General features: G+C 66.8%; 24 protein-coding genes and 1 pseudogene. 17 read left to right on the forward strand and 8 right to left on the reverse strand.

All coding sequences use genetic code 11. The features are described 5' to 3' along the window. Positions 1-2 precede the first annotated feature (2 nt). The 6 genes from G6N58_RS12445 (at position 3) to G6N58_RS12470 (ending at position 5,552) form a co-directional block, all read left to right on the forward strand. Positions 3-1,535 carry a sugar ABC transporter ATP-binding protein gene (locus G6N58_RS12445; protein WP_115278493.1) on the forward strand — a complete coding sequence of 511 codons (1,533 nt, stop codon included), beginning with the start codon at positions 3-5 and terminating at the stop codon, positions 1,533-1,535. Beyond that, the gene (locus tag G6N58_RS12450; RefSeq protein WP_115278492.1) at positions 1,532-2,563 is read left to right on the forward strand and encodes an ABC transporter permease; all 1,032 of its coding nucleotides are present in this window, start codon (positions 1,532-1,534) and stop codon (positions 2,561-2,563) included. The genes G6N58_RS12445 and G6N58_RS12450 overlap by 4 nt, the downstream gene beginning before the upstream one ends. 52 nt (positions 2,564-2,615) lie before the next feature. Continuing rightward, a complete protein-coding gene (locus G6N58_RS12455) occupies positions 2,616-3,671 on the forward strand; it encodes a substrate-binding domain-containing protein (protein ID WP_068914978.1) in 1,056 nt (351 codons plus the stop codon). A 36-nt stretch (positions 3,672-3,707) separates the two neighbouring features. Next, on the forward strand, positions 3,708-4,757 hold the full coding sequence (gene xypA, locus G6N58_RS12460) for a sugar ABC transporter xylitol/L-sorbitol-binding protein XypA (protein ID WP_163908125.1): 1,050 nt from the start codon (positions 3,708-3,710) through the stop codon (positions 4,755-4,757). A gap of 71 nt (positions 4,758-4,828) precedes the next feature. Beyond that, positions 4,829-5,206: a nuclear transport factor 2 family protein gene (locus G6N58_RS12465; protein WP_068919516.1), complete on the forward strand. Its 378-nt coding sequence runs from the start codon at positions 4,829-4,831 to the stop codon at positions 5,204-5,206. 10 nt (positions 5,207-5,216) lie between these two features. Then, positions 5,217-5,552, forward strand: coding sequence for a hypothetical protein (locus G6N58_RS12470; RefSeq protein ID WP_147289326.1), 336 nt, complete (start codon positions 5,217-5,219; stop codon positions 5,550-5,552). Positions 5,553-5,571: 19 nt separating this feature from the next. Here G6N58_RS12470 and G6N58_RS12475 read toward each other — a convergent pair. Beyond that, positions 5,572-5,889, reverse strand: a pseudogene (locus tag G6N58_RS12475) (UBP-type zinc finger domain-containing protein); the annotation flags it as partial. A 69-nt stretch (positions 5,890-5,958) separates the two neighbouring features. Here G6N58_RS12475 and G6N58_RS12480 point away from each other — a divergent pair. Beyond that, positions 5,959-6,399, forward strand: coding sequence for an SRPBCC family protein (locus tag G6N58_RS12480; RefSeq protein ID WP_115278490.1), 441 nt, complete (start codon positions 5,959-5,961; stop codon positions 6,397-6,399). On the opposite strand, the gene G6N58_RS12485 is transcribed toward G6N58_RS12480, so the two are convergent. From G6N58_RS12485 to cynS, 3 genes are read right to left on the reverse strand one after another with little or no spacing between them, the layout of a single operon-like run. Beyond that, positions 6,396-7,103, reverse strand: coding sequence for an AIM24 family protein (locus tag G6N58_RS12485; protein WP_115278489.1), 708 nt, complete (start codon positions 7,101-7,103; stop codon positions 6,396-6,398). The genes G6N58_RS12480 and G6N58_RS12485 overlap by 4 nt on opposite strands. Beyond that, entirely contained in the window at positions 7,100-7,924 is an 825-nt protein-coding gene (locus G6N58_RS12490) for a formate/nitrite transporter family protein (RefSeq protein ID WP_115281552.1), read from the reverse strand. Before G6N58_RS12490 ends, G6N58_RS12485 begins: the two co-directional genes overlap by 4 nt. A gap of 14 nt (positions 7,925-7,938) precedes the next feature. Beyond that, entirely contained in the window at positions 7,939-8,385 is a 447-nt protein-coding gene (cynS, locus tag G6N58_RS12495; RefSeq protein ID WP_115278488.1) for a cyanase, read from the reverse strand. A 183-nt stretch (positions 8,386-8,568) separates the two neighbouring features. On the opposite strand from cynS, the gene G6N58_RS12500 reads away from it, so the two are divergent. From G6N58_RS12500 to G6N58_RS12510, 3 genes are all read left to right on the forward strand, one after another. Then, positions 8,569-9,324 (forward strand): helix-turn-helix domain-containing protein, encoded by a 756-nt coding sequence (locus G6N58_RS12500; protein WP_163908127.1) that lies wholly within the window; start codon positions 8,569-8,571, stop codon positions 9,322-9,324. An 18-nt stretch (positions 9,325-9,342) separates the two neighbouring features. Further along, complete coding sequence (locus tag G6N58_RS12505; RefSeq protein WP_115278486.1) at positions 9,343-10,251, forward strand: TIGR03564 family F420-dependent LLM class oxidoreductase; 909 nt, start codon at positions 9,343-9,345, stop codon at positions 10,249-10,251. A gap of 403 nt (positions 10,252-10,654) precedes the next feature. Continuing rightward, positions 10,655-12,319, forward strand: a complete 1,665-nt coding sequence (locus tag G6N58_RS12510) for a DUF222 domain-containing protein (RefSeq protein WP_115278485.1) — start codon at positions 10,655-10,657, stop codon at positions 12,317-12,319. A gap of 10 nt (positions 12,320-12,329) precedes the next feature. Here the strand turns inward: G6N58_RS12510 and G6N58_RS12515 are convergent, their stop codons facing one another. Then, positions 12,330-13,226 carry a DMT family transporter gene (locus G6N58_RS12515; protein WP_264036902.1) on the reverse strand — a complete coding sequence of 299 codons (897 nt, stop codon included), beginning with the start codon at positions 13,224-13,226 and terminating at the stop codon, positions 12,330-12,332. Further along, on the reverse strand, positions 13,223-14,392 hold the full coding sequence (locus tag G6N58_RS12520) for a pyridoxal phosphate-dependent aminotransferase (protein WP_115278483.1): 1,170 nt from the start codon (positions 14,390-14,392) through the stop codon (positions 13,223-13,225). Before G6N58_RS12520 ends, G6N58_RS12515 begins: the two co-directional genes overlap by 4 nt. 80 nt (positions 14,393-14,472) lie before the next feature. Between G6N58_RS12520 and G6N58_RS12525 the strand changes: the two genes are divergently transcribed. After that, positions 14,473-15,480 carry a LacI family DNA-binding transcriptional regulator gene (locus G6N58_RS12525; protein WP_163908129.1) on the forward strand — a complete coding sequence of 336 codons (1,008 nt, stop codon included), beginning with the start codon at positions 14,473-14,475 and terminating at the stop codon, positions 15,478-15,480. Here the strand turns inward: G6N58_RS12525 and G6N58_RS12530 are convergent. After that, entirely contained in the window at positions 15,458-16,339 is an 882-nt protein-coding gene (locus tag G6N58_RS12530) for a LysR family transcriptional regulator (protein WP_115278481.1), read from the reverse strand. The two genes, G6N58_RS12525 and G6N58_RS12530, sit on opposite strands and share 23 nt — an antisense overlap. An 86-nt stretch (positions 16,340-16,425) precedes the next feature. On the opposite strand from G6N58_RS12530, the gene G6N58_RS12535 reads away from it, so the two are divergent. Further along, entirely contained in the window at positions 16,426-17,985 is a 1,560-nt protein-coding gene (locus G6N58_RS12535) for a phytoene desaturase family protein (RefSeq protein WP_163908131.1), read from the forward strand. Between the two features lie 47 nt (positions 17,986-18,032). Continuing rightward, positions 18,033-18,929 (forward strand): ABC transporter substrate-binding protein, encoded by an 897-nt coding sequence (locus tag G6N58_RS12540; RefSeq protein WP_068914992.1) that lies wholly within the window; start codon positions 18,033-18,035, stop codon positions 18,927-18,929. Here the strand turns inward: G6N58_RS12540 and G6N58_RS12545 are convergent. Then, positions 18,911-20,038, reverse strand: coding sequence for an MFS transporter (locus tag G6N58_RS12545; RefSeq protein ID WP_147289325.1), 1,128 nt, complete (start codon positions 20,036-20,038; stop codon positions 18,911-18,913). The genes G6N58_RS12540 and G6N58_RS12545 overlap by 19 nt on opposite strands. Before the next feature lie 220 nt (positions 20,039-20,258). Between G6N58_RS12545 and G6N58_RS12550 the strand changes: the two genes are divergently transcribed. The 4 genes from G6N58_RS12550 to G6N58_RS12565 are packed head-to-tail and all read left to right on the forward strand — an operon-like array spanning position 20,259 to position 24,964. Further along, positions 20,259-21,470, forward strand: coding sequence for an amino acid ABC transporter substrate-binding protein (locus G6N58_RS12550; RefSeq protein WP_115278478.1), 1,212 nt, complete (start codon positions 20,259-20,261; stop codon positions 21,468-21,470). Positions 21,471-21,474: 4 nt separating this feature from the next. Beyond that, positions 21,475-22,356 carry a branched-chain amino acid ABC transporter permease gene (locus G6N58_RS12555; protein WP_115278477.1) on the forward strand — a complete coding sequence of 294 codons (882 nt, stop codon included), beginning with the start codon at positions 21,475-21,477 and terminating at the stop codon, positions 22,354-22,356. Then, positions 22,353-24,218 (forward strand): branched-chain amino acid ABC transporter ATP-binding protein/permease, encoded by a 1,866-nt coding sequence (locus G6N58_RS12560; protein WP_068914996.1) that lies wholly within the window; start codon positions 22,353-22,355, stop codon positions 24,216-24,218. The genes G6N58_RS12555 and G6N58_RS12560 overlap by 4 nt, the downstream gene beginning before the upstream one ends. Next, positions 24,215-24,964, forward strand: coding sequence for an ABC transporter ATP-binding protein (locus G6N58_RS12565; protein ID WP_068914997.1), 750 nt, complete (start codon positions 24,215-24,217; stop codon positions 24,962-24,964). The genes G6N58_RS12560 and G6N58_RS12565 overlap by 4 nt, the downstream gene beginning before the upstream one ends. The last annotated feature ends 6 nt before the right edge of the window (positions 24,965-24,970 follow it).

The following is a 24,970-nucleotide window of genomic DNA, read 5'->3' on the forward strand; positions in this document are numbered from 1 at the left end:
CGATGGCGGCACTACTGCAGGCCAAGGACATCCAGAAGGGATTCGGCGGGGTGCCGGTCCTCAAGGGCATCACCCTGGACCTCGAGCCGGGCACCGTCACCGCTCTTGCTGGCGAGAATGGCGCCGGCAAGTCCACGTTGATGAAGATCATCAGTGGCCAGTACACCGCAGACCACGGCAGCGTCACCGTCAAGGGCGCCACGTTGACCGGCGGGAACACCAAGGACGCCGTCAAGCACGGCGTCGCGATCGTCCCGCAGGAACTGGCGTCCATCGAGTACATGACGGTCTACGAGAACCTGTTCGTGGGACGCGAGATCAAGACCGGGCCGTTCCTCAACCGCAAGGCCATGATCGACGAGGCCCGCGACGCGCTGGCCGTGTTCGGCGTGAACATCGACCCGAGTGCGCGCATGGTCAGCCTGCCGGTGGGCCTGCGGCAGATTGTGGAGATCGTCAAGGCGGCCCGCACCGGCGCCCAGGTGGTGATGCTCGACGAGCCCACCTCGGCGATCTCCGAGCGTGAGGTCGAAGGTCTGTACAAGATCGTGCGCCAGCTCAAGGAGCACGGCGTCGCGATGGTGTACACCACGCACAAGATGGCAGAAATCCGCGCCATCGCCGATCGGGTGGTGGTGCTGCGCGACGGCGGCCTGATCCTCGACAAGATGATCGGCGATGTCACCGACGACGACATCGTGACCGCGATGATCGGCCGCGAGCTCGAGGCGCTGTTCCCCGAGCGCCCCGAACCGGGCGCCGACACCGTGCTCGAGGTCAAGAACCTGTTGGTCGACGGTGCCAACGGACCGGTTTCGTTCGACGTCAAGGCCGGTGAGATCGTCGGTCTGGCCGGGCTGGTGGGCGCCGGGCGCACCGAACTGCTGGAGGCCATCTTCGGTGCCCGGCGCACCCACGGCGGTGAGGTGCTGGTGCGCGGCAAGCTCGTCAAGCGCAACGCCCCCGCGGCGGCCATCACCGAAGGCATGGCGATGGTGCCCGAGGACCGCAAGCTCTCGGGTGTGGTGCTGTCGATGAGCGTGCTCGACAACGGCTCCCTGCCGCGACTGTCGGCCTTCTCGGTGGCCGGCTGGCTCAAGGGCAAGGCCCGCACCAACCAGATCGCCGACGCGATGAAGTCGGTGCGGTTGCGCAGCAACGGACTGTCCCAGGAGGTCGGCACCCTCTCCGGCGGCAACCAGCAGAAGGTGGTGCTGGCCCGCTGGCTCACCGGCACGGTCAACGTGCTGCTGCTCGACGAACCCACCCGCGGTGTGGACGTCGGCGCCCGCAGTGAGATCTACCGCATCATCACCGAATTCGCAGAACAGGGCATGGCCGTGCTGATGGCGTCGTCGGACATGCCCGAGGTCGTCGGGCTGAGTCACCGCGCATTCGTGATGCGCGGCGGCGAGTTCGTCGGCGAGCTCGACCGTGACGCGCTCGACCACCCCGAGGTCCAGGAGTCGGTGTTCCGGCTGGCGACCGCGCTCGAGGCCAGAACCGACACAGGAAATCAGGAGGCAGCATCATGAGCACCAAGGAAGACACCGCTCCGGAGTCCGGAGGTGCCACCACGGTGGCCTCGCCGGTCACCGGCGAGCCGGTGAAACTCTTCTCCCGGGAATGGCTGAGCGGCATGGCGTTGCGCTACGCCATGTTCATCATCCTGCTGCTGGTGATCTGCTACTTCAGTTACCGCAGTGCACGATTCGCCACCCCCGACAACCTGATCACCATCCTGGTGGCGGCCGCGCCGTTCGCGCTGATCGCACTCGGCCAGACGCTGGTGATCCTCACCGGCGGCATCGACCTGTCGGTGGGCTCGGTGATCGCGGTGTCCGCCATGGCCGGTGCGGCCACCGCCAAAGCCAACCCCGGCCAGGTCTGGATGACCGTCATGGTCGCCATGCTGGTCGGCCTGGCCGTCGGCTGCCTCAACGGGGTGATGGTCTCGCGCCTGAACGTTCCACCGTTCATCGCCACCCTCGGCACCTTGACCGCCGGCTCGGGTGCGGCCTACGTGATCGGCGGCGGCGCCCCGATCAACGGCCTGCCCGCGGAGTTCGGTTCCATCGCCAACACCCGGATCCTGGGTCTGCAGATCCCGGTGCTGCTGATGATCTTCGGCATCATCGCGCTGGCCATCATCATGAAGCGCACCACCTACGGCATGCGGGTGTACGCCGTGGGCGGTAACCGCAACGCCGCCGAGATCGCCGGTATCAACGCCAAGAACGTGTTGTTCAGCGTGTACGCGCTGTCGGGTCTGCTGGCCGGGCTGTCCGGCGTCATGCTGGCCTCGCGCGTCATCTCCGGCCCGCCCAACCTGGGCCAGGGCTACGAGCTGGACGCCATCGCCGCCGTCGTCATCGGTGGTGCCAGCCTGATGGGTGGCCGTGGCTCCATCTGGGGAACCGCGCTGGGCCTGTTGATGATCCAGACGCTGAACAACGGTCTGGACATCCTCGTGGTGCCGGCCTACTGGCAGGACGTCATCAAGGGTGTGCTGATCGTCGCCGCGGTGGCGATCGACGTGTGGTCCTCGAAACGAAGAACATGACGCTCCACGAGTTGCGACACAACCAACCGAAAGAAAATGGGAGAGAAGGCAGATGAAGCTGGGAACAAAGATGTTCGCCATTGCCTCGGCCGCGGCGCTGGGGCTCGGTCTGACAGCATGTGGGGCTGGTGACGATTCCGCGTCTGGCGGAGAAGGCGGAGCCACCCGGATCGGCGTCTCGGTGTACGACATGAGCTCGTTCATCACCGCCGGCAAAGAGGGCATGGATCAGTACGCCAAGGACAACAACATCGAGTTGATCTGGAACTCGGCCAATCTGGACGTCTCGACGCAGGCCAGCCAGGTCGACTCCTTCCTCAACCAGGGTGTCGACGCCATCATCGTGGTTCCGGTGCAGGCGGATTCGCTGGGCCCGCAGGTCACCGCGGCCAAGGAGAAGGGCATTCCGCTGGTTCCGGTGAACGCCGCGCTCAACAGCCCGGACGTGGCCGGCAACGTGCAGCCCGACGACGTGGCTGCCGGTGAGCAGGAAATGCAGATGATGGCCGATGCGCTCGGTGGGCGCGGCAACATCGTGGTCCTGCAGGGCCCGCTGGGACAGTCCGGCGAGCTGCAGCGCACCGAAGGCATCAACAATGTCCTGGCCAAGTACCCGGACATCAAGGTGCTGGCGATGGACACCGCCAACTGGAAGCGCGACGAAGCCGTCAACAAGATGAAGAACTGGATCTCCGGTTTCGGGGACCAGATCAACGGTGTGGTGGCCGAGAACGACGACATGGGTCTCGGTGCCCTGCAGGCGCTCAAGGAGTCGGGTCGCACCGTGCCGATCGTCGGCATCGATGGCATCGAAGACGGTCTCAACGCCGTCAAGAGCGGTGAGTTCATCGGCACCTCGCTGCAGAACGGCACCGTTGAGCTGTCCGCCGGTCTGGCCGTGGCCAACGCCCTGGCCAAGGGTGAGGACGTCAACAAAGAGCCCGTCTACATCATGCCGGCCATCACCCAGGACAACGTCGACGTCGCCATCGAGCACGTCGTCACCAAGCGGGCCGAGTTCCTGGCCGGCCTGTCCGAACTGACCAAGAAGAACCTCGAAACCGGCGACATCGCCTACGAGGGCATCCCCGGTCAGACCGCTCCGTAATCCCCGAACCGACAGCACGAAAGAGAAAGAGATCGAATGAAACTGACGACCAAGTTCGGCGCGATCGCGGCCGCCGGCGCGCTGGGCCTCGGCCTGACCGCCTGTGGTGCCGGTGACGATGCGGCCAACAGTGACACCACCCGCATCGGTGTGACGGTGTACGACATGAGCTCGTTCATCACCGCCGGCAAGGAGGGGATGGACGTCTACGCCGAAGCCAACAACATCGAGCTGGTGTGGAACTCGGCCAACAACGACGTCTCCACTCAGGCCAGCCAGGTCGACTCCCTGATCAACCAGGGCGTCGACGCGATCATCGTCGTTCCGGTGCAGGCGGATTCGCTCGGGCCGCAGGTGGCCGCCGCCAAGGAGAAGAACATCCCGCTGCTGGCGGTCAACGCGGCACTGGAGACCCCCGACCTGGCCGGCAACGTGCAGCCCGACGACGTGGCTGCCGGTGAGCAGGAAATGCAGATGATGGCCGACCGCCTCGGCGGCCGCGGCAACATCGTGATCCTGCAGGGCCCCCTCGGTGGCTCCGGTGAAATCAACCGCGGCAAGGGCATCGACAACGTGCTGGCCAAGTACCCGGACATCAAGGTGCTGGCCAAGGACACCGCCAACTGGAAGCGCGACGAGGCCGTCAACAAGATGAAGAACTGGATCTCGAGCTTCGGCCCGCAGATCAACGGCGTCGTCTCCCAGAACGACGACATGGGCCTGGGCGCCCTGCAGGCGCTCAAGGAAGCCGGCCGCACCGATGTGCCGATCGTCGGCATCGATGGCATCGAGGACGGGCTGAACGCGGTCAAGAGCGGTGAGTTCATCGGCACCTCGCTGCAGAACGGCACCGTGGAGCTGTCGGCCGGTCTGGCCGTGGCCAACGCGATCGTCAAGGGCGAGGACGTCAACACCGAGCCCGTGTACATCATGCCGGCCATCACCCAGGACAACGTCGACGTGGCGATCCAGCACGTCGTCACCGAGCGGCAGCAGTTCCTCGACGGACTCGTCGAGCTGACCAAGAAGAACCTCGAGACCGGCGACATCGCCTACGAGGGCATTCCTGGCCAGACCGCTCCGTAAAAAGCCAACTGAATCCCCCGCAGCGGGCCGGTCACCTTCGGGTGGCCGGCCCGTCTGGTTCACTGAGCGTCATGCATCCGTTCAGAGCTGCCGTCGAAGCGGGCGACTTCGCCGCCATCCCCCCGATGTGTGCACCCGACGTGGTGTTCCGCAGCCCCATCGCCCACAAGCCCTACCAGGGCCGCGAGATGCTGGGGGTGATCCTCGGGGCGGTGTCGCGGGTGTTCGAGGACCTGACCTATGTGCGCGAGTTCGGCGACGACTCCAACCACGCCCTGATCTTCACCGCCCGGGTGGGGGACCTGGAGATCAACGGCTGCGACTTCCTGCACACCGGGCCCGACGGGCTCATCGACGAATTCATGGTGATGCTGCGGCCGCTGAAGGCGGTGACGTTGTTCGCCGAGAAGATGAGCGTCGAGTTCGAGAAGGCGATGCGGGGCGAGTAGCGCACTACGCGTGAACCCGCTGCCGCCGCGCGGCAGCATCGAGGGCATGGCCAGCATCGGCACCGACGGGATGACCGTCCGCGGGGAGCAGCGCGACGACCACAGCTGGCTCTTCACGGTCTGCTACACAGCGTGTTTCAGCGACGACGACCTGGGCCGCCGCTTCGATGACACGGTGGCCATCCGGGAGCTACACGGGTGCACCAGGATCGCGCAGGCAGAGCACGGCGTCACCTTCACCGCAACCAGCGCCACGGTGTGGCGCAAGAAGCGAATCGTGGTGCGGGCGTCCGCCGTTGAGGCCGTCTGCGCCGAGATCCACCTGCACCCGGCTCAGCCGCGCTGACGCTCCAGCTGCTCGAACAGTCCGACGGCACCCGCCCGCGCGGGCCCGGCACGGTCTCGTCGGCGGGCCGGGAGTCCGGCGGGGCGAGCTGAGGCCCGTCGTAGTAGTCGTCGCTGGAGTAGTCCCAGAACCAGTCTTCGCCCGGTTCGAAGGACTGGATGACAGGATGGCCACTCTCGCGCCAGTGGGCGCTGGCGTGCTTCATCGGGGAATCGTCGCAACAGCCGATGTGGCCGCAGGCCGCGCAGCGGCGCAGGTGCACCCACCAGCCCTTGGCTTCGTCGCATTCCACACAACCGGTGCCGCTCGGTGCCACGGTCGGATCGACATCGCTCATGGGTTCCGAGCCTACTGGCGATGGGGGAAACATGACCGGATCTGCGCCCGGCTCGCTAATGTTCGGGCCATGGCTGTCAACGATTCGCGTGAAGTGACCATCGACGCAACACCCGAGGAGATCCTCGACGTCATCGCCGACGTCGAGAACACCCCCAGCTGGTCACCGCAGTTCCAGAGCTGCGAGGTGCTCGAGGCGTTCGACGACGGCCGCCCCAGGCGGGTCAAGATGAAGGTCAAGGCCGCGGGTGTCACCGATGAGCAGATCATCGAATACACCTGGTCCGACAGCGGGCCGAGCTGGACCCTGATCAGCGCGGGGGCCCTGAAGAAGCAGGATGCGTCGTACACCCTCACCCCCGACGGCGACAAGACCAAGGTGCGCTTCGACATCACGGTGGACCCGTCGATCCCCATGCCCGGCTTCGTCATCAAACGCACCATGAAGGGCGCCATCGAGACGGCCACCGACGGGCTCAAGAAGCAGGTGGACAAGCTCAAGAAGGGCTAGTTGCCGTCGTTGGTCTTGTCCGGCAGGTAGGGCTCGATGGCGGCGGCCAGCTTGGCGACCGTCATCGACTGCAGCCAGAACTGTCCCGGGCCGTGCAGTTCGGCCATGAACAGGGAGTCGCCGAACATCTTGTTCTTCACCCCGCGGACGCTGGCGAAACTCAACTGCATCTCGGCGCGGTACATGGCCAGGTGACCGGGGTGGACCATGAACGACTGACCCGCGGGCAAGTCGTACTCCACCAGTTCACCGGCCACCTGCACCCAGGCCACGCCGTTGCCGCTCAGCTTCTGGAACACCACGCCCGCGCCGCCGAAGATGCCGGCACCGAGCTTCTGCTGCAGCCCCACCGACACCTCGACATCGGGCGTACTGGCCATGTACGCGCCGTTGGCCACCATGAACGTGTCCGCGGGGTCGACGCGCAGTTCCCGGATCACGCCGGGCAGGTTCGTGGACAAGGCGATCAGCCGGCCCGGCGCCTGCGCGGTGTACTGGGTGAGGAACAGTTGTCCGCCGCCGAGCATCCGTTTCAGGCCGCTCATGAAGCCGCCGCGGCCGCCGGAGCCGAACCGGGTGGAGGTCTCGATGGCGAAACCCGGAGTGAACCAGGAGACGTCGCCGCCCTCGGCCACGATGGCCTCTCCCGGTTCCATCGTCAGCTCCAGGATCGGCATGGTGTTGCCGATGATCGTTGTCTTCACGCCGTCAATGTACCGACCTTTCGTGGCGGCCGGGTCTTGGCGTGCGTGGCGTAGATGACCAGACCCACGAAGGCCAGCCCACCCACCAGATTGCCGAGCACCGTGGGGATCTCGTTCCACACCAGATAGTCGGCCACGGTGAAGTCGCCACCGAGCAGCAGGCCGGACGGGAACAGGAACATGTTGACGATCGAGTGTTCGAAGCCCAGGTAGAAGAACACCATGATCGGCATCCACATCGCGATGACCTTGCCCGGCAGGCTGTCTGACATCATGGCGCCGACCACGCCGGTGGACACCATCCAGTTGCACAACACCGCGCGGACGAACAGGGTCAGCATGCCGGCCGCGCCGTGCTCGGCGTAGCCGACCGTCCGGCCGTGGCCGATCTCCCCGATGGCCTGGCCCACCGCGTCGGGGGTGACCGAGAATCCGTAGGTGAAGTAGATGGCCATCAGCACTGCGACGGTGAAGGCGCCGGCGAAGTTGCCCAGGAACACCAGGCCCCAGTTGCGTAGCAGCGCAGCGATTGTCACTCCGGGACGCTTGTCCAGCCAGGCCAGCGGCACCAGCGTGAAGACGGCGGTCAGCAGGTCGAATCCCAGCAGGTGCAGGATGCAGAAGCCGACGGGGAACAACACCGCTCCGAGCAACGGCTGCCCGGTGTTGACCGAGATGCTGACCGCGAACGCGGCCGCCAGCGCCAGGATGGCGCCGGCCATGTAGGCGCGGATCAGGGTGTCCCGCGTGGACATCAGCACCTTCGCCTGGCCGGCGTCGATGATGCGGGTGGCGAGTTCTTTGGGGGTCACATACGACATCGCGGGTTCTCCGTTCACCACTGGTAGGGCAGGAATTTGCCGTCGATGGTGACGACCACCCGGTCACCGGCGGCGTCTTCGCGGCGCTCGAAGCTGACATTGCAGTTGATGGCGCTCATGATCCCGTCGCCGAACTCCTCGTGGATCAACGCCTTGAACGCGGGCCCGTAGACGTTGATCAGCTCGACGAAGCGGTAGATCGTCGGGTCCGTCGCCAGTGCCGGGTCGGCGGTCCGGTAGGGCTGGCGTTGGATCGCCGCGACTGTCTCGGGTTGCAGGCCCAGCAACTCACCCAGGGAGGCGGCCTCTGCGGCGGGCACTGGATGGCTGCCCAGCAGCGCGGCGGTGGTCCAGACCAGGGGCCGGTTGATGTGGTCGGCGATCTTCTGCCAGCTCAGGCCGGTGGCGGCGCGGCGCGCTTCGATGTCTGCGATGGCTGGGGAGGTGGGGTCGTATGCCATGGACTGTCTCCTTGTCGTCGTGGTGGTTGTCGTCGTCGTGAATCCATGTCATCGCCCCGGGACGGGGCGCCACAATGGCAGGACGCGCACACCGACCGGCATTTCGCGCACGGTGAGCTCGGCTTAACCAGCGCTTTACCCGGGGTAAACACCGTGCAACTCTGCGGCTCTAGCGTCGATGTCATGGGGACTGTCGATGCGGAACTGCTGTCTGCAGTGGTCGAGGCCGCACCGACTCCGTTGTGGGTCATCGAGGCCGACGGCACGGTGGCGCTGGCGAACCAGGCCGCGGTGAACGTGCTGGACTACGCATCAGTCGCTGATGTGATCGGTGCTCCGAGTCACGACACCCTGCATCGCTGGCGGCTGGACGGTTCTCGTTATGCCTCGCACGCCTGCCCCATCGTGGATCACCGCGGTGCCCGCGCAGGGTCTCATCCCGAGTGGTTCTTCACCCGCGTCGGCCGGCCGATCCCTGTCACCTGGTCCATCCGTCCACTCGGCCGCGGCGGCGCCAAGCTGTTGTCCTTCACCGACGCCAGCGAGCAGATGGCCGTGCACCGGCGGGAGTTCGCACGTGCGCCGTCGCGTGCGGAACTGCGGTCGCGGCTGCTGGCCCACGTGAGCGTCCGCTTTCGCGATCCCGAGTTCACTCCGGCGGTGCTGGCGGGTGAGTCCCACCTGTCGCTGCGTCTGGTCCAGCAGGTGCTCTCCGAGGACGGCCGTTCGCCGGCCACCGAGATCCGGCGCAAGCGTCTGGAACTGGCGTGCACGCTGCTGCGGAGCGGGTCCACGGTGCAGCAAGCCTGTCGGGCCAGCGGATTCTCCGAACCAGGCACCTTCACCCGGGCCTTCCGCCGACACTTCGACATGTCACCCAGCGAGTGGCTGCGCAAAAATTCGAATCAGCCGGAGTCTGCGGAAATAGCCTCGCGGTGAGCCTGGTTGCTCCGGAGTATGCCGACAGGAGTTGTCCTCAATCCGGATCACAGCGCCGAAAACACCGTCGATGACGCGATTGGCCAGGCCAGACGTGCCTACGACGCCGGTGTGCGCCAGCTGTGGCTGGCGCAGATGGCCGACATCGACGCGATTGCCCTGGCCGGGTTGATCGGTGCAGCCGTACCCGGACTGGGGGTGGGCACGTCGGTGGTTCCCATCAATCCCCGCCATCCGCTGCTGATCTCCGCCGCCGCGCAGACCGCGCAGGCTGCCTCGCACGGCCAGTTCAGTCTGGGGCTGGGACTCGGTGCGCCGGATGTGGAGCAGGCGGTGTTCGGCATGCGCTGGTCGAACACCATCACCCGGTTGCGCGAGCACCTGACCGTGCTGCGATCGATATTCGACACCGGCGTCGTGGATTTCGACGGCTCCGAGATCAGCACCCACCCACAGTGGCCGATCTCGGTGGGCGGCGGCACCCCCATTCCGATCTATGTGGCCGCGATGGGACCCAAGGCGCTGCGGATCACCGGGGAGCTCGCCGATGGCACCCTGCCGTACCTGGCAGGTCCGAAAACGTTGGAGCAGTTCATCGTTCCCACCATCACCGCTGCCGCGGCCGGCCGTCCCGCGCCGCGGATCATCGCCATGGTTCCGGTGCTGGTGACCGACGACGTCGACGCCGGGCGCCGCTGGGCCGCTGAGCAACTGGCGTTCTACGAAACCATCCCGTCGTACCAGAAGGTGATTGCCCGCGAAGGCGTGGACGGTGTGGTGGACCTGGCCGCGGTCGGGTCTGCGGCTGAGGTGACCAAGCATCTGCAGCGGCACCTCGATGCCGGAGCGACGGATGTGGTGCTGAGTCCGATGCGACGTGCACCCGGTGACGCTGAGGCGAACTGGGCTGTGGCCGCCGGTCTCTGAGTTTCACCACCGCCGAGCGTGCGTGTTTGTACGGGGGCGCGCCGTGGTAGCTGTGCAGAATGCGGACGCTCAACGCGCGGTGAATCCGGCTCTGCCACTTCAGCGAAGCGCCGCGGTTGGGGTCGCCGCGAGTGTGGAGTTGTGTCGCCTCTACCTCGGTTCGGCGGAGACCAAGTCCACACTCGAGCCGTATCCCACCACCCGTCGGGAGTGCGTGTTTGTACTAGGGCGCGCCGCAGAATCTGTACAGGATGCGCACGCTCGGCATGCGCTGAATCCTGCTCTGGCACTTCAGTAGAGCGCTGCCGGTATCAAGTCCACACTTAAAACTGTTGCAAAACTCATCTGTCACTTCCGTTTTCGGCGGCCGTTTTTTGTCGGACCCCGTCTATATCGTGGGGGCATGTTCGCAGGGTTGCCCGATTGCGCAGCGCGGTCGCAGATGACCGACGTGCAACTCGACGATGCGATCACCACCTACACCGCCCTGGCCGCCACCGTCGCCGCCCACCGGTTGCTGTTCATCGCCGAGAAGACCACCCGTACCTACACCGATGACTACGACACCGTCGAGGACACCGAAGCCGCCTGGAAGTCCGCCGCCGCCGAGATCTCGTTGGCCAGCGACACCAGCCACGGCCGGGCGTCCAACGACATGGAAATCGGGTTGGCGTTGGCGACTCGGTTGCCGAAGGTCGCTGAGTTGTTGTTGGGCGGGCAGATCTCGGAATACATCGCCCGACGCATCGTGCACCGCACCACCAACATCATCGACCCCGACGTACTGGCCACCGTGGAGGCTCACCTCGCTGAGGCGGCCACCACCTGGGGTGCCCTATCGGTCAAGAAACTCGATGACGCCATCGATGTGTGGGTGAATCGTTTCGATCCGGCGGCGGTGCGGCAGGTGCGGGTGCGGGTCCGCGACCGGGGTGTGGAGATCCTGGAAACCAAAGACGGGGTCACCGAGGTCCTGCTGCGCCTCACCGGTGCCGATGCCGCGTTGTATTGGCAGCGGATCACCGCGATGGCCAAAGGGGTCTGCACAGACGACCCCCGGACGCTGAATCAGCGCCGCGCTGATGCCCACGGGGCGCTGGGGGCGGGGTTCTTCCACCTGGCGTGTCAGTGCGGGAACCCGGACTGCCCCGCCGCCGCCGACGATGATGGCCGGGCCTCGCAGGTGGTGGTGCACATCTACACCGAAGCGGCCACCCTCGACGCACAGCCCGATCCGTTGATGGACGGCGATGCTCCGCTGCCGCCGGACCCTGGCCAGCCGCGCAGTGACATCACCCTGGTCTATCCCGACGGCACCCGCGTCCCCCTCGACGGCGAACCCGAACCCGCCCGCGAACAGGAGAGCACCAACGATGGCTCACCTGCCGAATGCCGGCCCGCGGCCGACGTTCAGCAGGAGCCCGAGAGCGAAAACGAAGCAGCGGAGACACCACCACCCACACCACCGCCCAATCCGCCGCCGGGCATCCTGGTGGGCTTCGGCGCGATGCCGGCGCCGCTGATCGCCGCACTCATCGCCCGAGGCGCACCAGTCCGCCACCTCACCGCACCGGGAACAAATCCCGAACAGCGCTACCGCCCGTCAACAGCCCTGCAGGAGTGGACCACCGCCCGCGACCTGACGTGCCGGTTCCCGAACTGCGACCGCCCGGCCCAGTTCTGCGAATACGACCACACCACCCCGTGGCCGGCCGGCACAACCCATGCCTCCGGCGGCAAGATGTACTGCAAGCTGCATCATTTCGGCAAAACCTTCTGGGCCGGCTGGACCGACAGCCAAGCCCCCGACGGCACCATCACCATCACCACCCCCACCGGACAGACCTACACCAGCAAACCCGCCAGCCGCCTCTACTTCCCCACCATCAACACCACCTCAGCTCCCATCAACACCCCGCCGCCGACACCCACCCCGCCCGGCAAAATCAACCACATCCCCACATACCGAAAACGCAACCACGCCCGACAACGCGCCTACCGCATCAACGCCGAACGCAAACTCAACGACGCCCACGTCACCGAATGGAACAGACCACCACCGTTCTGACGGTCGGGGCTCACGGGGCCGGCTGCCGGTCCAACCTGATTCGCACCGCTGCACCAGCGCACGCGATCACGGCGACCGCGCCCAGAACGGTCTGCCACGTCAGCCTCTCGTGCAGGAGTACAGCGGCCCACAGCACACTGAGCACCGGTTGAATCAACTGAACCTGACTGACCTGCGCAATGGGGCCGATGGCCAGCCCGCGGTACCAGGCGAAGAACCCGAGGAACATGCTGACCGCGGCCAAGTAGCCGAACGCGGCCCACTGATGTGCAGTCGCCGACGGGGGTTGATTGATCACCGCCACCACGGTGAGAACGATCATCACGGGAGCGGCAACCACCAGCGCCCACGAAATCGTCTGCCAAGCACCGAGTTCCCGGGCCAGAAGCCCGCCTTCGGCGTACCCGATGGCCGCCCCCAGCACAGCGGCGAACAACAAGAGGTCCGACCAGTGAATTTGCCCCGGGCCGCCGCCGTGAAGCACCGCGAACGCCACCGCGGCTACCGCCCCGGCCGCGGCGACGAGCCAGAAGAGCATCCGCACGCTCTCCTTACCGCGCAGGACAGCCATCACAGCGGTTGCGGCGGGCAGCAATGCAATCACCACAGCGGCGTGGCTGGCCGACGTCGAGGTCAGGGCATAGGACGTCAAGATTGGAAACGCGAGGACAATGCCCGCCGCGATGACCATCAGTCGCACACACTGACTCCAGGTCGGGCGAGCCTGCCTGGTCAATGCCAGCGCTGCGCCGGCCAGTACCGCGGCGACCACGGCACGCGCCGCACCGATGAACAGTGGAGACAATCCCTCGACGGCGACGCGGGTGAAGACGACGGTGAAGGAGAAGCTGAGAACACCGAGCAACCCCCACCACAGACCTGTACGAGAAACACGTGTCACCGTCAGCGGCGCAGGATCTGTAGCCGTCTGATGGCCTCGTCCAGTGTGCCGTCCTTCTTGCAGAAGGCGAAGCGCACCAGGTGATTCCATTGCGCGGCGTGGGGTCCCGCTGCATCGCAGAACGCCGACAGCGGGATGGCCGCCACGCCGGCGCGGTGCGGTAGCTCGGCGCAGAATGCGGTGCTGTCGGTGTAGCCGAGCGGCCGGGGATCCGCGCACAGGAAATATGTTCCGGCGCTGGCATGGACGTCGAAACCGATGTCGGCCAACGCATCCGAGAGCTTGTCGCGCTTGCCCTGCAACGAATCCCGCAGGTCGTCCACCCAGGCGTCCTCGTTGTCCAGCGCATAGGCCACCGCCGGCTGGAACGGGGCGCCGCCGACGTAGGTGAGGAACTGCTTGGCCGCCCGCACGCCGGCGATCAGCTCGGCGGGTCCGCAGACCCAGCCGATCTTCCACCCCGTGACGTTGAACATCTTGGCCGCACTCGAGATGGTCAGGGTGCGCTCGGCCATCCCGGGGTAGGCGGCCAGCGGCCGATGCTCGCGCGAATCGAATACCAGGTGCTCGTAGACCTCATCAGTGATCACCAGCAGGTCGGCGTCCACAGCGATCTGCGCGACGGCCGCCAGATCCTCGTCCCGGAGCACCAAGCCGGTGGGGTTGTGCGGGGAGTTGATGATCATGGCCTTGGTACGCGGCGAGACGGCGGTGCGCAGCGCGTCCAGGTCGAGGCCGAACCCGCGGCCGTCGGGCACCAGCGGTGCGGTGATGCGGTGACACCCGGCCATGGCGACCACGGGGGAGTAGGAGTCGTAGAACGGTTCGATCAACAGCACCTCGGAACCGGGTTCCACCAGGCCGATCACCGCCGCGGCGATGGCCTCGGTGGCGCCTGCGGTGATCAAGACCTCGCTGTCGGGGTCGTACTCGACGGCGTACTTGCGCTTGCGCTGGCGAGTCACCGCCTGGCGCAGCATCGGGATGCCCGGTCCGGGCGGGTACTGGTTCACCCCGTCGGCGATGGCGTGCTGCGCGGATTTCAGCATGGCGACGGGACCGTCCTCGTCGGGGAACCCCTGGCCCAGGTTGACTGCGCCGATGCGCGCCGCCAACGCCGACATCTCGGCGAACACGGTGGTCGTATAGGGCTGCAGCCGGTGGACCGTCATGGTTGCCCAGCCTAGCGACGGCGGTAGTCTGACTGCTCTGGCGGTCAGCCACCGGGGAGGGGGACAGGATGCCGCGTCGGGTGACCATCGACGATGTGGCCCGGTTGGCTGAGGTCCACAAGGCGACGGTGTCGCGGGCGCTCAACGCCCGCACCAGTGACCAGGTCAACGCCGAAACCCTGAAGCGGGTCAAGCGGGCCGCCCGCCAGCTGGGCTATGTCCCCAACGCGATGGCCCGCGGGTTGCGCACCAGCAGATCCATGACCATCGGCGTCATCATCCCTGACCTGATGAACCCGATCTTCCCGCCCATCATCCGCGGCATCGAGCACGTGCTGCAGGCGCAGGGGTACACGGTGCTGATCGCCAACACCGATTCCCACGACGACGTCGAGATCTCAGCGTTCGAATCGCTGCTGCAGCGCCGGGTGGACGGGTTCATCCTCGCGACGGGGCGCCTCGACGACCAGCCGGTGGTGGACCAGGCGGCCGCGGCCGGAGTTCCGGTGGTGTTGGTCAACCGCGGCTCCGGCATGGGTGGTTATCCGTTGGTGGGCGGCGACAACGTCCGCGGCGTCGAGTTGGCGGTCGCACATCTGGTCGAGCTGGGGCACCGCAGCATCGTGCATGCCGCCGGGCCGCCGAACTTCTCCACCACCCGTTCGCGCGCCGAGGCGTTCGAAGCGACGGCCACCGCAGCCGGTGTGGCGCACCAGACCATCTATGCCAATGCCCTGACCATCGAGGCCGGCTTTCAGGCCGCCGATACCATGTTGGCGCACAACGACATTCATCCGACGGCGTTGATGGCCGGCAATGACCTGGTGGCGCTGGGGCTGATCCGGCGGTTGCGGGCCGAGGGTCTGCGGTGCCCGGAGGACGTCTCGGTGGTCGGGTTCAACGACATGCCCTTCGCCGAGGACTTCTGGCCGCCGCTGACCTCGGTGCACATGCCGCTGCGCGACATCGGTGCGGAGGCGGCGCGATTGTTGTTGCGGGGCATCGACACCGGCGAGCAGGACGGCGCGACGCTGACGCTGCCGGTGACGCTGATGGTGCGGGGTTCTACCGGTCCGGCACCGGCCTGAGCAGTTCGTCGGCCAAGGCGGCTGCGGCGGGGCTGAGGTGTCGCGGTGCGGCGAGATACAACGTCCAGCGCACCTCCGGCTGCAGGGGCAGCGCCCGCAGATCAGGGAAGCGCCCGGCGTCGGTGGCGGGCATGATCGTGCTGCCCAGGCGGTGACGGGTCAGTTCGGCGGCGGTGTGGTAGTCGGCCACCTCGTAGGTGGTGGCCACCGTGACGCCGGCGTCGGCCAGGGCCTGGTCCACCATCCGGCGCACGCCCCACCCCGGAGCGAACTGGATGAGGTGCTCGCCGGACAGGTCCGCGACGTCCACCGTGTTATGCCCCGCCAGGTGGTGCTCGGGTCGGCAGACGAACAGCAGTGGCTCGCTGGTGAGGGGCTGCACGTCCACCGCGGCCACGGTCCTTCCAGGAGTGGAGATCAGCGCCAGGTCCAGGGTGCCGTCGGCGATGGCAGCCAGATGACCCACCGAGCCGGCGGCACTCTGCTGCAGTCGGACCTGGATCAGCGGGTACCGGGTGCGGAACTTGCCCAGTGCGGCAGGAAGATCCAGGGCGCCGGCGGACATCAGGGTGCCCAGCTGCACGGTGCCCGCCAGCTGGTCCTGATACTTCACCACGGCATCCCTGGCACGCCTGGCCGCAGCCAGCACCTCGTGGGCCTGGGTGAGAAACACTGCGCCCGCCGCGCTGAGGGTGATCTGGCGCCGCGAGCGGTCCACCAGCGCGACGCCGAGTTCCTTTTCCAGCCGCGCGATGGACGCCGACAGTGCCGATTGCACCAGGTGCACCCGGCGCGCGGCCCGGGAGAAGTTCAGTTCATCGGCGACGGCGATGAAGTGTTCGAGCTGGCGGAGCTCCATCCCGCCATTGAATCATCTCCCAGACCGATCGGACAGATCACAAACATTCGTTGGACGCGATGGGACTGCAGTGCTGCGATCAGGGTATGACCACTGACATCGTTGTCGCGGGCGCCGGGCACAACAGCCTCATCACCGCCTGCTACCTCGCCCGGGCCGGTTACCGGGTGCTGGCCGTCGATGCCCGGCCCATTCCGGGCGGCGGCGCGGCCACCGAGGAGATGCTCGCACCTGGCTACCTGGTGGACTCGTGCTCCACCGGCCACACGCTGATCCAGGGCAATCCCCTGATGACCGGCGACGAACTAGGGCTGCTGGCCCAGCACGGGTTGCGCTATGCCCACCCGGATCCCGTTGCGCACGTGATGTTTCCGGACGGCACCCAATTCACCCACTGGCTCGACATGGAGCGCACCGTCGAATCGATCAGCCGGTTCTCCCGGGCCGACGCCGATGCCTACCGTCGGCTGATCGCCGAATGGCGCGACGTCAAGCACCTGTTCAACCGGGCGCAGTTCACGCCCCTGGGTCGCGGGCCCAGCCTGGACGCAATGCTGGACGAGCACCCGATGGGCAACGTCTGGAAGCGGCGGCGGGTGATGTCCTCCTGGGAGGTCATCCGGCACGAGTTCGAGAACCGCTACGTCCGCTCCTACATGCTGTGGCAGGCGTACCAGACAATGGTGCGACCGGACGCCGCGGGCACCGGCCCGCTGGCCTACTCGATCATCGGCGGACGGCAAGAGAAGAGCTGGTCCATCCCGCTGGGCGGCTCCGGGCAACTGACCGACGCCCTGGTCCGGTGTTTCGAATCCTACGGTGGTCGAATCGAAACCGACGTGATGGTGGAGTCGCTGATCCTCGACGACGGCCGCTGCGTCGGCGTGCGCGCCGTCGACGGGCGGGAGTTCCGTGCGTCGGTGGCGGTGTTGTCCACCATCCACGTCACCCGCCTGACCGAGATGGCGCCTGCTGAAAGTTGGGACGAGGCTTGGCGCTACGGCGTCGCGACCTACGACCCCGGTGCCGCCGGCTCTGCGGTGTATCTGGGCACGACGGTGCCGCCGGTGTTCGAGACGCCCGACGGGCCGGTGTCGGCGGTGTCGGCCGGGTACGCGGGGTGGCCCGAGGACATGCTGGACCACGCCCGGATCGCTTATGACGGGCAGTGGCAGGACCGGATCGGTTTCCTGCTGGTCGCCACCCCCACCCTCGTGGACCCCAGTCGCGTTCCGGTGCCCGGACACCACACCGTCAAGCTGCTGCACACCGTCGGACACGTGATGCCGGAGGACCGCCGCTACGCCGACGTGATGGCGACGCGGGCCGCCGAACTGCGCGAGCTCACCCGGTGGATGTGCCCGTCGTTCACCGACGATGTGGTTCTTGCCGAATATGTCAAGGGCCCTGTGGAATTCGAGCAAGCCAACCCGGCGATGGTCAACGGTGCCTGGCACGGCGGCGACCGTGGCATCACGTTCTCCGGTCCCCAGCGGCCGGCGCCGGGATGGGCCGGCCACCGCACCCCGATCCCCGGGCTGTACCAGACCGGCGCCACGACGTATCCGGGCGGCTCGGTGACGGGTGGACCGGGTCGCAACGCGGCCATGGTCATGCTCGAAGATCTTGGCCGCGAACTTCTTTGATTCGGTAGTCTCCCGGCAGCATCCCTACAAACGATTGCAGGTCTCTGGTGGATCAGATCAAGCTCGGAGTCTTCAGCCCGTCGGTGGTCCTCGACGTCGCCCGGTCCAGCGGCCGGCTGACCGAGGCTGGCGTGGAGGTTCACGACACCCCCGTGGCGTCCTCACCGGCGCAGTTCACTTCACTGCGAGACGGCGAGTACGACGCGGTGTTCACCAGCCCCGACAACGTGCTGGCCTACCGGTTCCTGCCGGCCAACCCGCTGGGCGAGCTGCTCGACGTGGAGATCCTGGCCGGGCTGGACCGGGGACTCGGGCTGTGCCTGGCGGTGCGGCCCGGGCTGGTCGACGTGAGCAAACTCGCGGGTGGGCGTTTCGGTGTCGACGTGCCCACGTCCGGTTTTGCGTTCGTCGGCTACGCGCTGCTGGAGGAACTGGGCGTGGCGCGCGCCGACGTGGAGATCATCACATTGGGATCAACACCCAAGCGCGCCAGCGTGTTGCAGACCGGCGGCTGCGATGCCACGGTTCTCAACGCGGGCAATGAGTTGGCCGCCCAGGCGGCCGGCTGTGCGCTGCTGGCCGACGTCACCCGGTTGGGTCCGTACCTGGGCACCGTGGTCGCCCGGCTGCGGGACGCCCCCGCAGCGGCGGCCGTCGACCGGATGGTGGCGGCGCTGGTGGACACCGCACGCAGCATCAGTGCCGGCGAACTGGACAGCGCGGCAACCGAATCCGCGGCGCGGTTGCTCGCCCTGGACGCCGACGGCGCCGCCCGGCACCTGGCGGTGCTGCGGGACCCGGCGCGCGGGCTGATCGGCGACGGCAGCGTGGACCTCGCGGCGCTCGGCACGCTGGTGGGGTTGCGTCGACGCTTTCTGCCGGCGCCTGAACTCGAGGGCCTCGAAGACCGGTTCGGTGAGCTGGTCTATTCGCGGACGACGTAGCGGGCGCGGGCGGCGGTGGTCACCGCCGCATAGCCGATCGACACCACCGTCGCGACGATGAACAGCACCTCGAAGCGGTGTGCGCCCGCGGCGACGTTGCCCGCGGCCGCGCCCGCCGATGCGCCGACGAACAGTGCGACGGAGAAGGATGACATGCCGATGGCGCGGCTGTCGGCGGCGGCGTCACTCATCCAGGTCTGCATGGTGGTGTGACCGGTGGCCCACGCCAGGCCCAGCGCAATGGCGGCCGTCAGCACGGTGATCAGCGAAATGTCCACGGACACCGCAACGTAGGCGCCCACGATCGCGATACCTGCCACCAGCATCAGCACCCAGGTCGCCCAGCGGCCGAGCACCAGTCGCATCAGCTGGGTGGTGATCACCACTGCGGCTCCGAACGCCGAAGTGGCGGCCCCGGCCACCAGGACGGAGGCGCCGGTGGCCTGCAGCGCCACCGCCAGGTAGTTGAACACCCCGACCAGCAGGGCTCCCTCGACGATGGTGAAGGCCAAGATGGCAACCGCCCAGCGGTTGGCGGCCAGCGTGCGCAGCGAGGGCAGTAGGCGTTCCCGGGTGTCGCCGGCGGTGTCCGAGAGCCGGGGCAGCAGCGCGGTCAGTGCGAACGCGAACACGGCGATCACCACGTAAACCCAACGCCAGCCGAACCATTGGGCGATGACGCCGGCACCCAGTGTCCCGCTGGCCAGCCCCACCGAGATGGCGGCGGCCAGGTTGGCATTGGCCACGGCTCGCTTGGTGATCGCCAGCGTGTCGCCGTAGTAGATCAGGACGGTGGTGATGGTGGCGGCGAACATGGCGCCCGCGACACCGCGGGTGATGCTGTAGGTGAGTGCGTCCTGGGTGAATGCGGTGGCCAGATTGGCCACGCCGCCCAGTGCCGTTGACACCACCAGGATGCGCACCCGGCCGAAGCGCGCCGCCAGGGTGCTCCAGAACAACTGGAACGCGGCATAGGACACGGCGTAGACCGTCAGCGAATGGCCGATCGCGTCCAGGCTCGTGTTCAGATCACCGGCGATCACGGGAACCAGAGGAGGCATCACCGACCGGTCGATCATCGACACGAACGCGGCCAGGATCAAGATCATGTGTGCCACTCCGGTGTGGGATGGTGCCCTGGTTGGTGCAAACGTTTGCGGTTGACTATAGCTGCGTCGATTCGGTCAACCAGAGGCGGTGTGATCCCCGGCATGGGAGGGTGTTGACACTCGTCCCGCTCCTGTGTGACGATTCACTGCAATCGATTGCAAGTGAGCTACACAACATCAGAGCTCGTCGGAGGCAATCGGTCTGACAGAGAGGTTGGGCATGCGCATAACCACCGCATTTCGAGCGATCGCGGCGGCTGCCGCGATCGCATTGGCAGCCACCGGCTGCTCGGCGGACGACGCCGGCGACAGTGACACCATCAAGATCGGTGCCTCACTACCGCTGACCGGCGAATTCAGCCAGGGCGGGCTCGACACCCAGCGCGGGTACGAGACCTGGGTCGAGATGACCAACGAGGCCGGCGGTCTGCTCGGCAAGCAGGTGGAGATCGTCGTCAAGGACGACGCCACCCAGCAAGAGACCGCGGTCTCCAACTACAACAACCTGATCTCGCAGGACAAGGTGAATCTGCTGCTCGGCAGCCAGTCCTCCCTGCTCAACATCCCCGCCTCGGCCATCGCCGAGAAGAACAAGATGCTGTTCGTGTGCCCGTCCTGCGGCTCACCGGACATGTTCAACCGCGGGTTCAAGTACATCTTCTTCTCCCAGCAGGCCATCGCCACCGACCAGGCCAAGGTGTTCGCCAACTGGATCGCCGCCCTGCCGCCGGAGCAGCGGCCGAAAACCGCCGCCTATCCCGCGCTGGACGACCCGTTCGCCGGGCCCGTCGTGGAAGGCGCCGAGAAGATCCTCTCGGCCGCGGGCATCCGCACCGTCTACAAGGACCAGTACCCGGCCACCACCAAGAACTTCGACTCGGTGGTCAACGCCATGCGTGACGCCGGCGCCGAGATCGTGGTGCAGGGCGCACAATTCGAGGACGGGGTCAACATGATCCGTTCGATGAACCGGGCCAATTACCAGCCGGGCATCCTGTACCAGAGCAGCTCGCCCACCTACGGCCAGCAGTACCTCGACGCCGTGGGACCCGACAACGCCGAGGGCGTGTTCTTCTCGTCCAGCTACAGCCCGCTGTCGGACACCACGCAGAATGCGGACTTCGTGAAGCGGTACGAGGAGAAGTTCGGCCAGAGCCCGCCCGAGGACGCCGCTGACGGCTTCGCCGCCGGCCAGGTGCTGCAGGCCGCCGTCGAGGCAGTCGGCTCCATCGACGACCAGACCGCTCTCGCAGACTGGTTGCACGCCAATAGCGTCGACACACTGCTGGGCACGCTGAGCTGGAATGAGGACGGCAGCCCCAAGGGTGACTTCCTGGTGGGACAGTGGCAGGCCGGCGTCTCGCAGGTGGTGCTGCCCACCGACGTCGCAACCTCGGACAAGATCATGCGCTGGCGCGGCGGGGACATCTGATCTCATGACCTCCCTCGTCCAGACGCTCATCCTGGGGCTGCTCGTCGGCGCGCTGTACGCGCTGATGGCCTCTGGCCTGACCCTGATCTTCGGGGTCATGCGGGTGATCAACCTCGCCCACGGTGCGTTCGCCGTACTGGCGGCGTTCCTCACCTACACCCTGTGGCGCCAGCTCGGACTCGATCCGCTGCTGTCCATCCCGATCGTCATGGTCGTGATGTTCGGATTCGGTTGGCTGGTCTACGTTCTGGTGATCCGCCACGTCCGCGGCGCGCACGTCACCATGACGGTGCTGGCCACCTTCGGGATCGCGTTGATGCTCGAGGGAATCATGGGCTTCATCTGGGGCAACACCTCCACCTCGGTGGTGGTGTCCTACACCGACGCCTCGCTGTCACTGGGCAGCATCTACATCCCGCAGGCCATGCTCATCGCTGCGGTCATCGCGGTGGTGGTGATGGGCGGGCTGTACCTGCTGCTCAACCACACCTGGGCGGGCCGGGCCATCCGGGCGGCGTCGTCCAACGAGAGCGGCGCGCTGCTGGTGGGGGTGAGCGTGGCCACCATCGCCGCGCTCACCTTCGCCATCGGCGTGGCCACCCTGGGTGCCGGCGGCGCGATGCTCTCCACGATCTACCCGTTCCTGCCCGGCACCCACTACCAGTGGATCGCCCGGTTGCTCGCGATCGTCGTGCTCGGCGGTCTCGGCAGCCTGCCGGGTGCCGTCCTCGGCGCACTGGTGATCGGGATCGGTGAGATGGCGGCCACCGCCTACGTCGGCGCCGCCTGGCCCGTCGCGGTGCCGTTCCTGGTCATCATCGTCGTGCTGATCACCCGCCCGCAGGGCCTGATGGGCACCCGACTCCGAGAGGACGCGGTGGCATGAGTGCCGATGTGAAGACCCGCCTGCTGGACCCCACGTTGCACAAGTGGGGATCCCGCGCCCTGATCGCCGTCGCGGCGGCCGTGATCGTGCTGTTCCCGTTGTCGCCCAGCATGTCTGCGCAGAACATCGTCATCCTGTCACTGGTGTTGGCCATCGGCGCCAGCGGCCTGAACGTCATCACCGGGTTCACCGGCTACCTGTCGCTGAGCCAGGGCGCGTTCATCGGGATCGGTGCCTACGTCGGGGCCATCATGGCCAACCGGTTCCCCGACATCGAACCGCTGGTCTGGGTTCCGTTGGCCGGCGTGGTCGCGGCCCTGATCGCCATGCTGCTCGGCCTGGTCACCTACCGCTCCCGCGGTCCGGCCTTCGTCATCATCACCGTGGCGTTCCTGTTCCTCATCCAGTTCGTCGCCATCGAATGGGTGTCGGTCACCAACGGCACCGCCGGCCTGACCCTGCCGCTGCCGGATTGGCCGGAGGCGTGGGGCAACTGGCCCTTCCACCTGGCCCTCGTCGGACTGCTGGCCGCCTCGCTGCTGATGACGTGGTGGATCCGCCGCACCAAGTTCGGCATGGGTCTGATCGCCATCCGCGAGGATGAGGGCAAGGCCGGCACCATCGGTGTCAACGCACCCGTCTACAAGCTGCTGGCCTTCGGGCTCTCGGCACTGTTCGTCGGCATGGCCGGGTCGGTGTACGGCTACTACCTGTCCTTCGTCGACCCCATCGGCATGTTCTCCATCATCACCAGCGCCCTGATCGTGCTGGCAGTCATCCTCGGCGGCCGCGGCACGCTGTGGGGCCCGGTGTTGGGCGCCTTCATCATTCAGCCGGTCAACATCTACGCCAACCAGGCCTTCGGCGGCGGCAACGCCCGCCTGGTGCTGTTCGGCGGGCTGCTGGTGCTGCTGGTGATCCTGCTGCCCAAGGGCATCCTGCCCACCCTGGCCTCGCTGATCGAGAAGGCCAGGACCAAGGGCACCGTGGGGTTGTCCGGTGCGCGGCTCAATCCGCTGGACCGGCCGCTGGTGCGCACCGAGCTCCGCAAGCCCGCGCCGACCGGCAAGACACTGCTGGAAGTCAAAGGCCTGCACAAGAGTTTCGGTGGCAACCAGGCCGTCAACGACTGCAGCTTCACCGTTCCCGAAGGGTCCATCACCGCGCTCATCGGACCCAACGGCTCGGGCAAGACCACGGTGTTCAACCTGATCTCCGGTGTCATGGCCCCCGACCAGGGCGAGATCCTGCTGGACGGGCAGCGCATCGACAACATCTCGCCGTGGTCGCGTGCGCACCACGGGCTGGGCCGGACATTCCAGATCACCCGGTTGTTCCGGGAGATGACCGTGCTGGAGAACGTCGTCGCGCCGCTGCGCAACTTCTCGGTGCCGCAGCTCGGCCTCGGTGCCGTCAGCGGCTCGGAAGCCGCACGCGCCGAGGAACTCCTGGAGTTCGTCGGTATGACGGCCTACCGGGACGCGCACGCCGGGGCGCTGTCCTACGGGCAGCAGAAGCTGGTCGAACTGGCCCAGGTGCTGATGCTCGATCCGAAGCTGATCCTGCTCGACGAACCCGCCGGCGGCATCAACCCCACCTTGATCGAGCGGATGGGTGACCTGATCCGCCAGCTCAACGCCGACGGCAAGACCTTCCTGCTGGTGGAACACAACATGCCGTTCGTGGTGGGTCTGTGTGACCCGATCCGGGTGCTTGCGCGTGGTGCGGTGATCTCTCAGGGCAGTCCGGAAGAAATCCAGAAGGACCCGTTGGTGCTCGACGCCTACCTGGGCGACGACTACCTGCTCGAGGCGCCGTCCAAAGGCTCCACAGTGTCAGTGAAGGAAGGGAATCCGGCATGATCAAACTCGAAGGCGTGATCGCCGGCTACGGCGGCGGCAACGTCCTGCAAGGTGTCGATCTCGAGGTCGGCCCGGGTGAGCTCGGCTGTATCGTCGGGCCCAACGGTGCAGGCAAGTCGACGGTGCTGCGGGCCGTCAGCGGCATCCTCAAGCCCAGCGCGGGCCGGATCACGCTGGACGGCAAGAACATCACCGGCCTGTCCCCGGACCAGGTGCTCGAATGTGGTGTCACCCAGGTGCCGCAGAGCAACGGGTTGTTCCCGACGCTGACCGTCAAGGAGAACATCCTGATGGGCGCTTACGTCATCCGCAGGCAGCGGGCGCTGGTCAAGCAGCGCTACGACGAGGTGCTCAACATGTTCCCGTTGGTGAAGGACAAGACCGGCATCCGCTGCGGCAACCTCTCCGGCGGCCAGCGGCGCATGGTGGAATTCGCCCGTTCGCTGATGCTCGATCCCAAGCTGGTGCTGCTGGACGAACCGTCGCTGGGACTGGACCCCAAGTCGCTCACGGTGATCGACGAAGCCGTGGCGATCATGCGGGCCAACGGCAAGGCCATCCTGATGGTCGAGCAGAACGTCCGATTCGGCCTGCGCATGGCGTCCAGCGGCATCGTCATGGAGAGCGGCCGGGTCCTGCTGACCGGCCCGGCCCAATCCGTTCTGGCCAACCCCGAGATCGCAGATCTCTACTTCGGTGGTGCGGTGCATGCACCCAGCACGTCCGACACCCCCGCAACCGCCTAGAAAGAT

This window comes from Mycolicibacterium tokaiense, assembly GCF_010725885.1.
Classification (GTDB): domain Bacteria; phylum Actinomycetota; class Actinomycetes; order Mycobacteriales; family Mycobacteriaceae; genus Mycobacterium; species Mycobacterium tokaiense.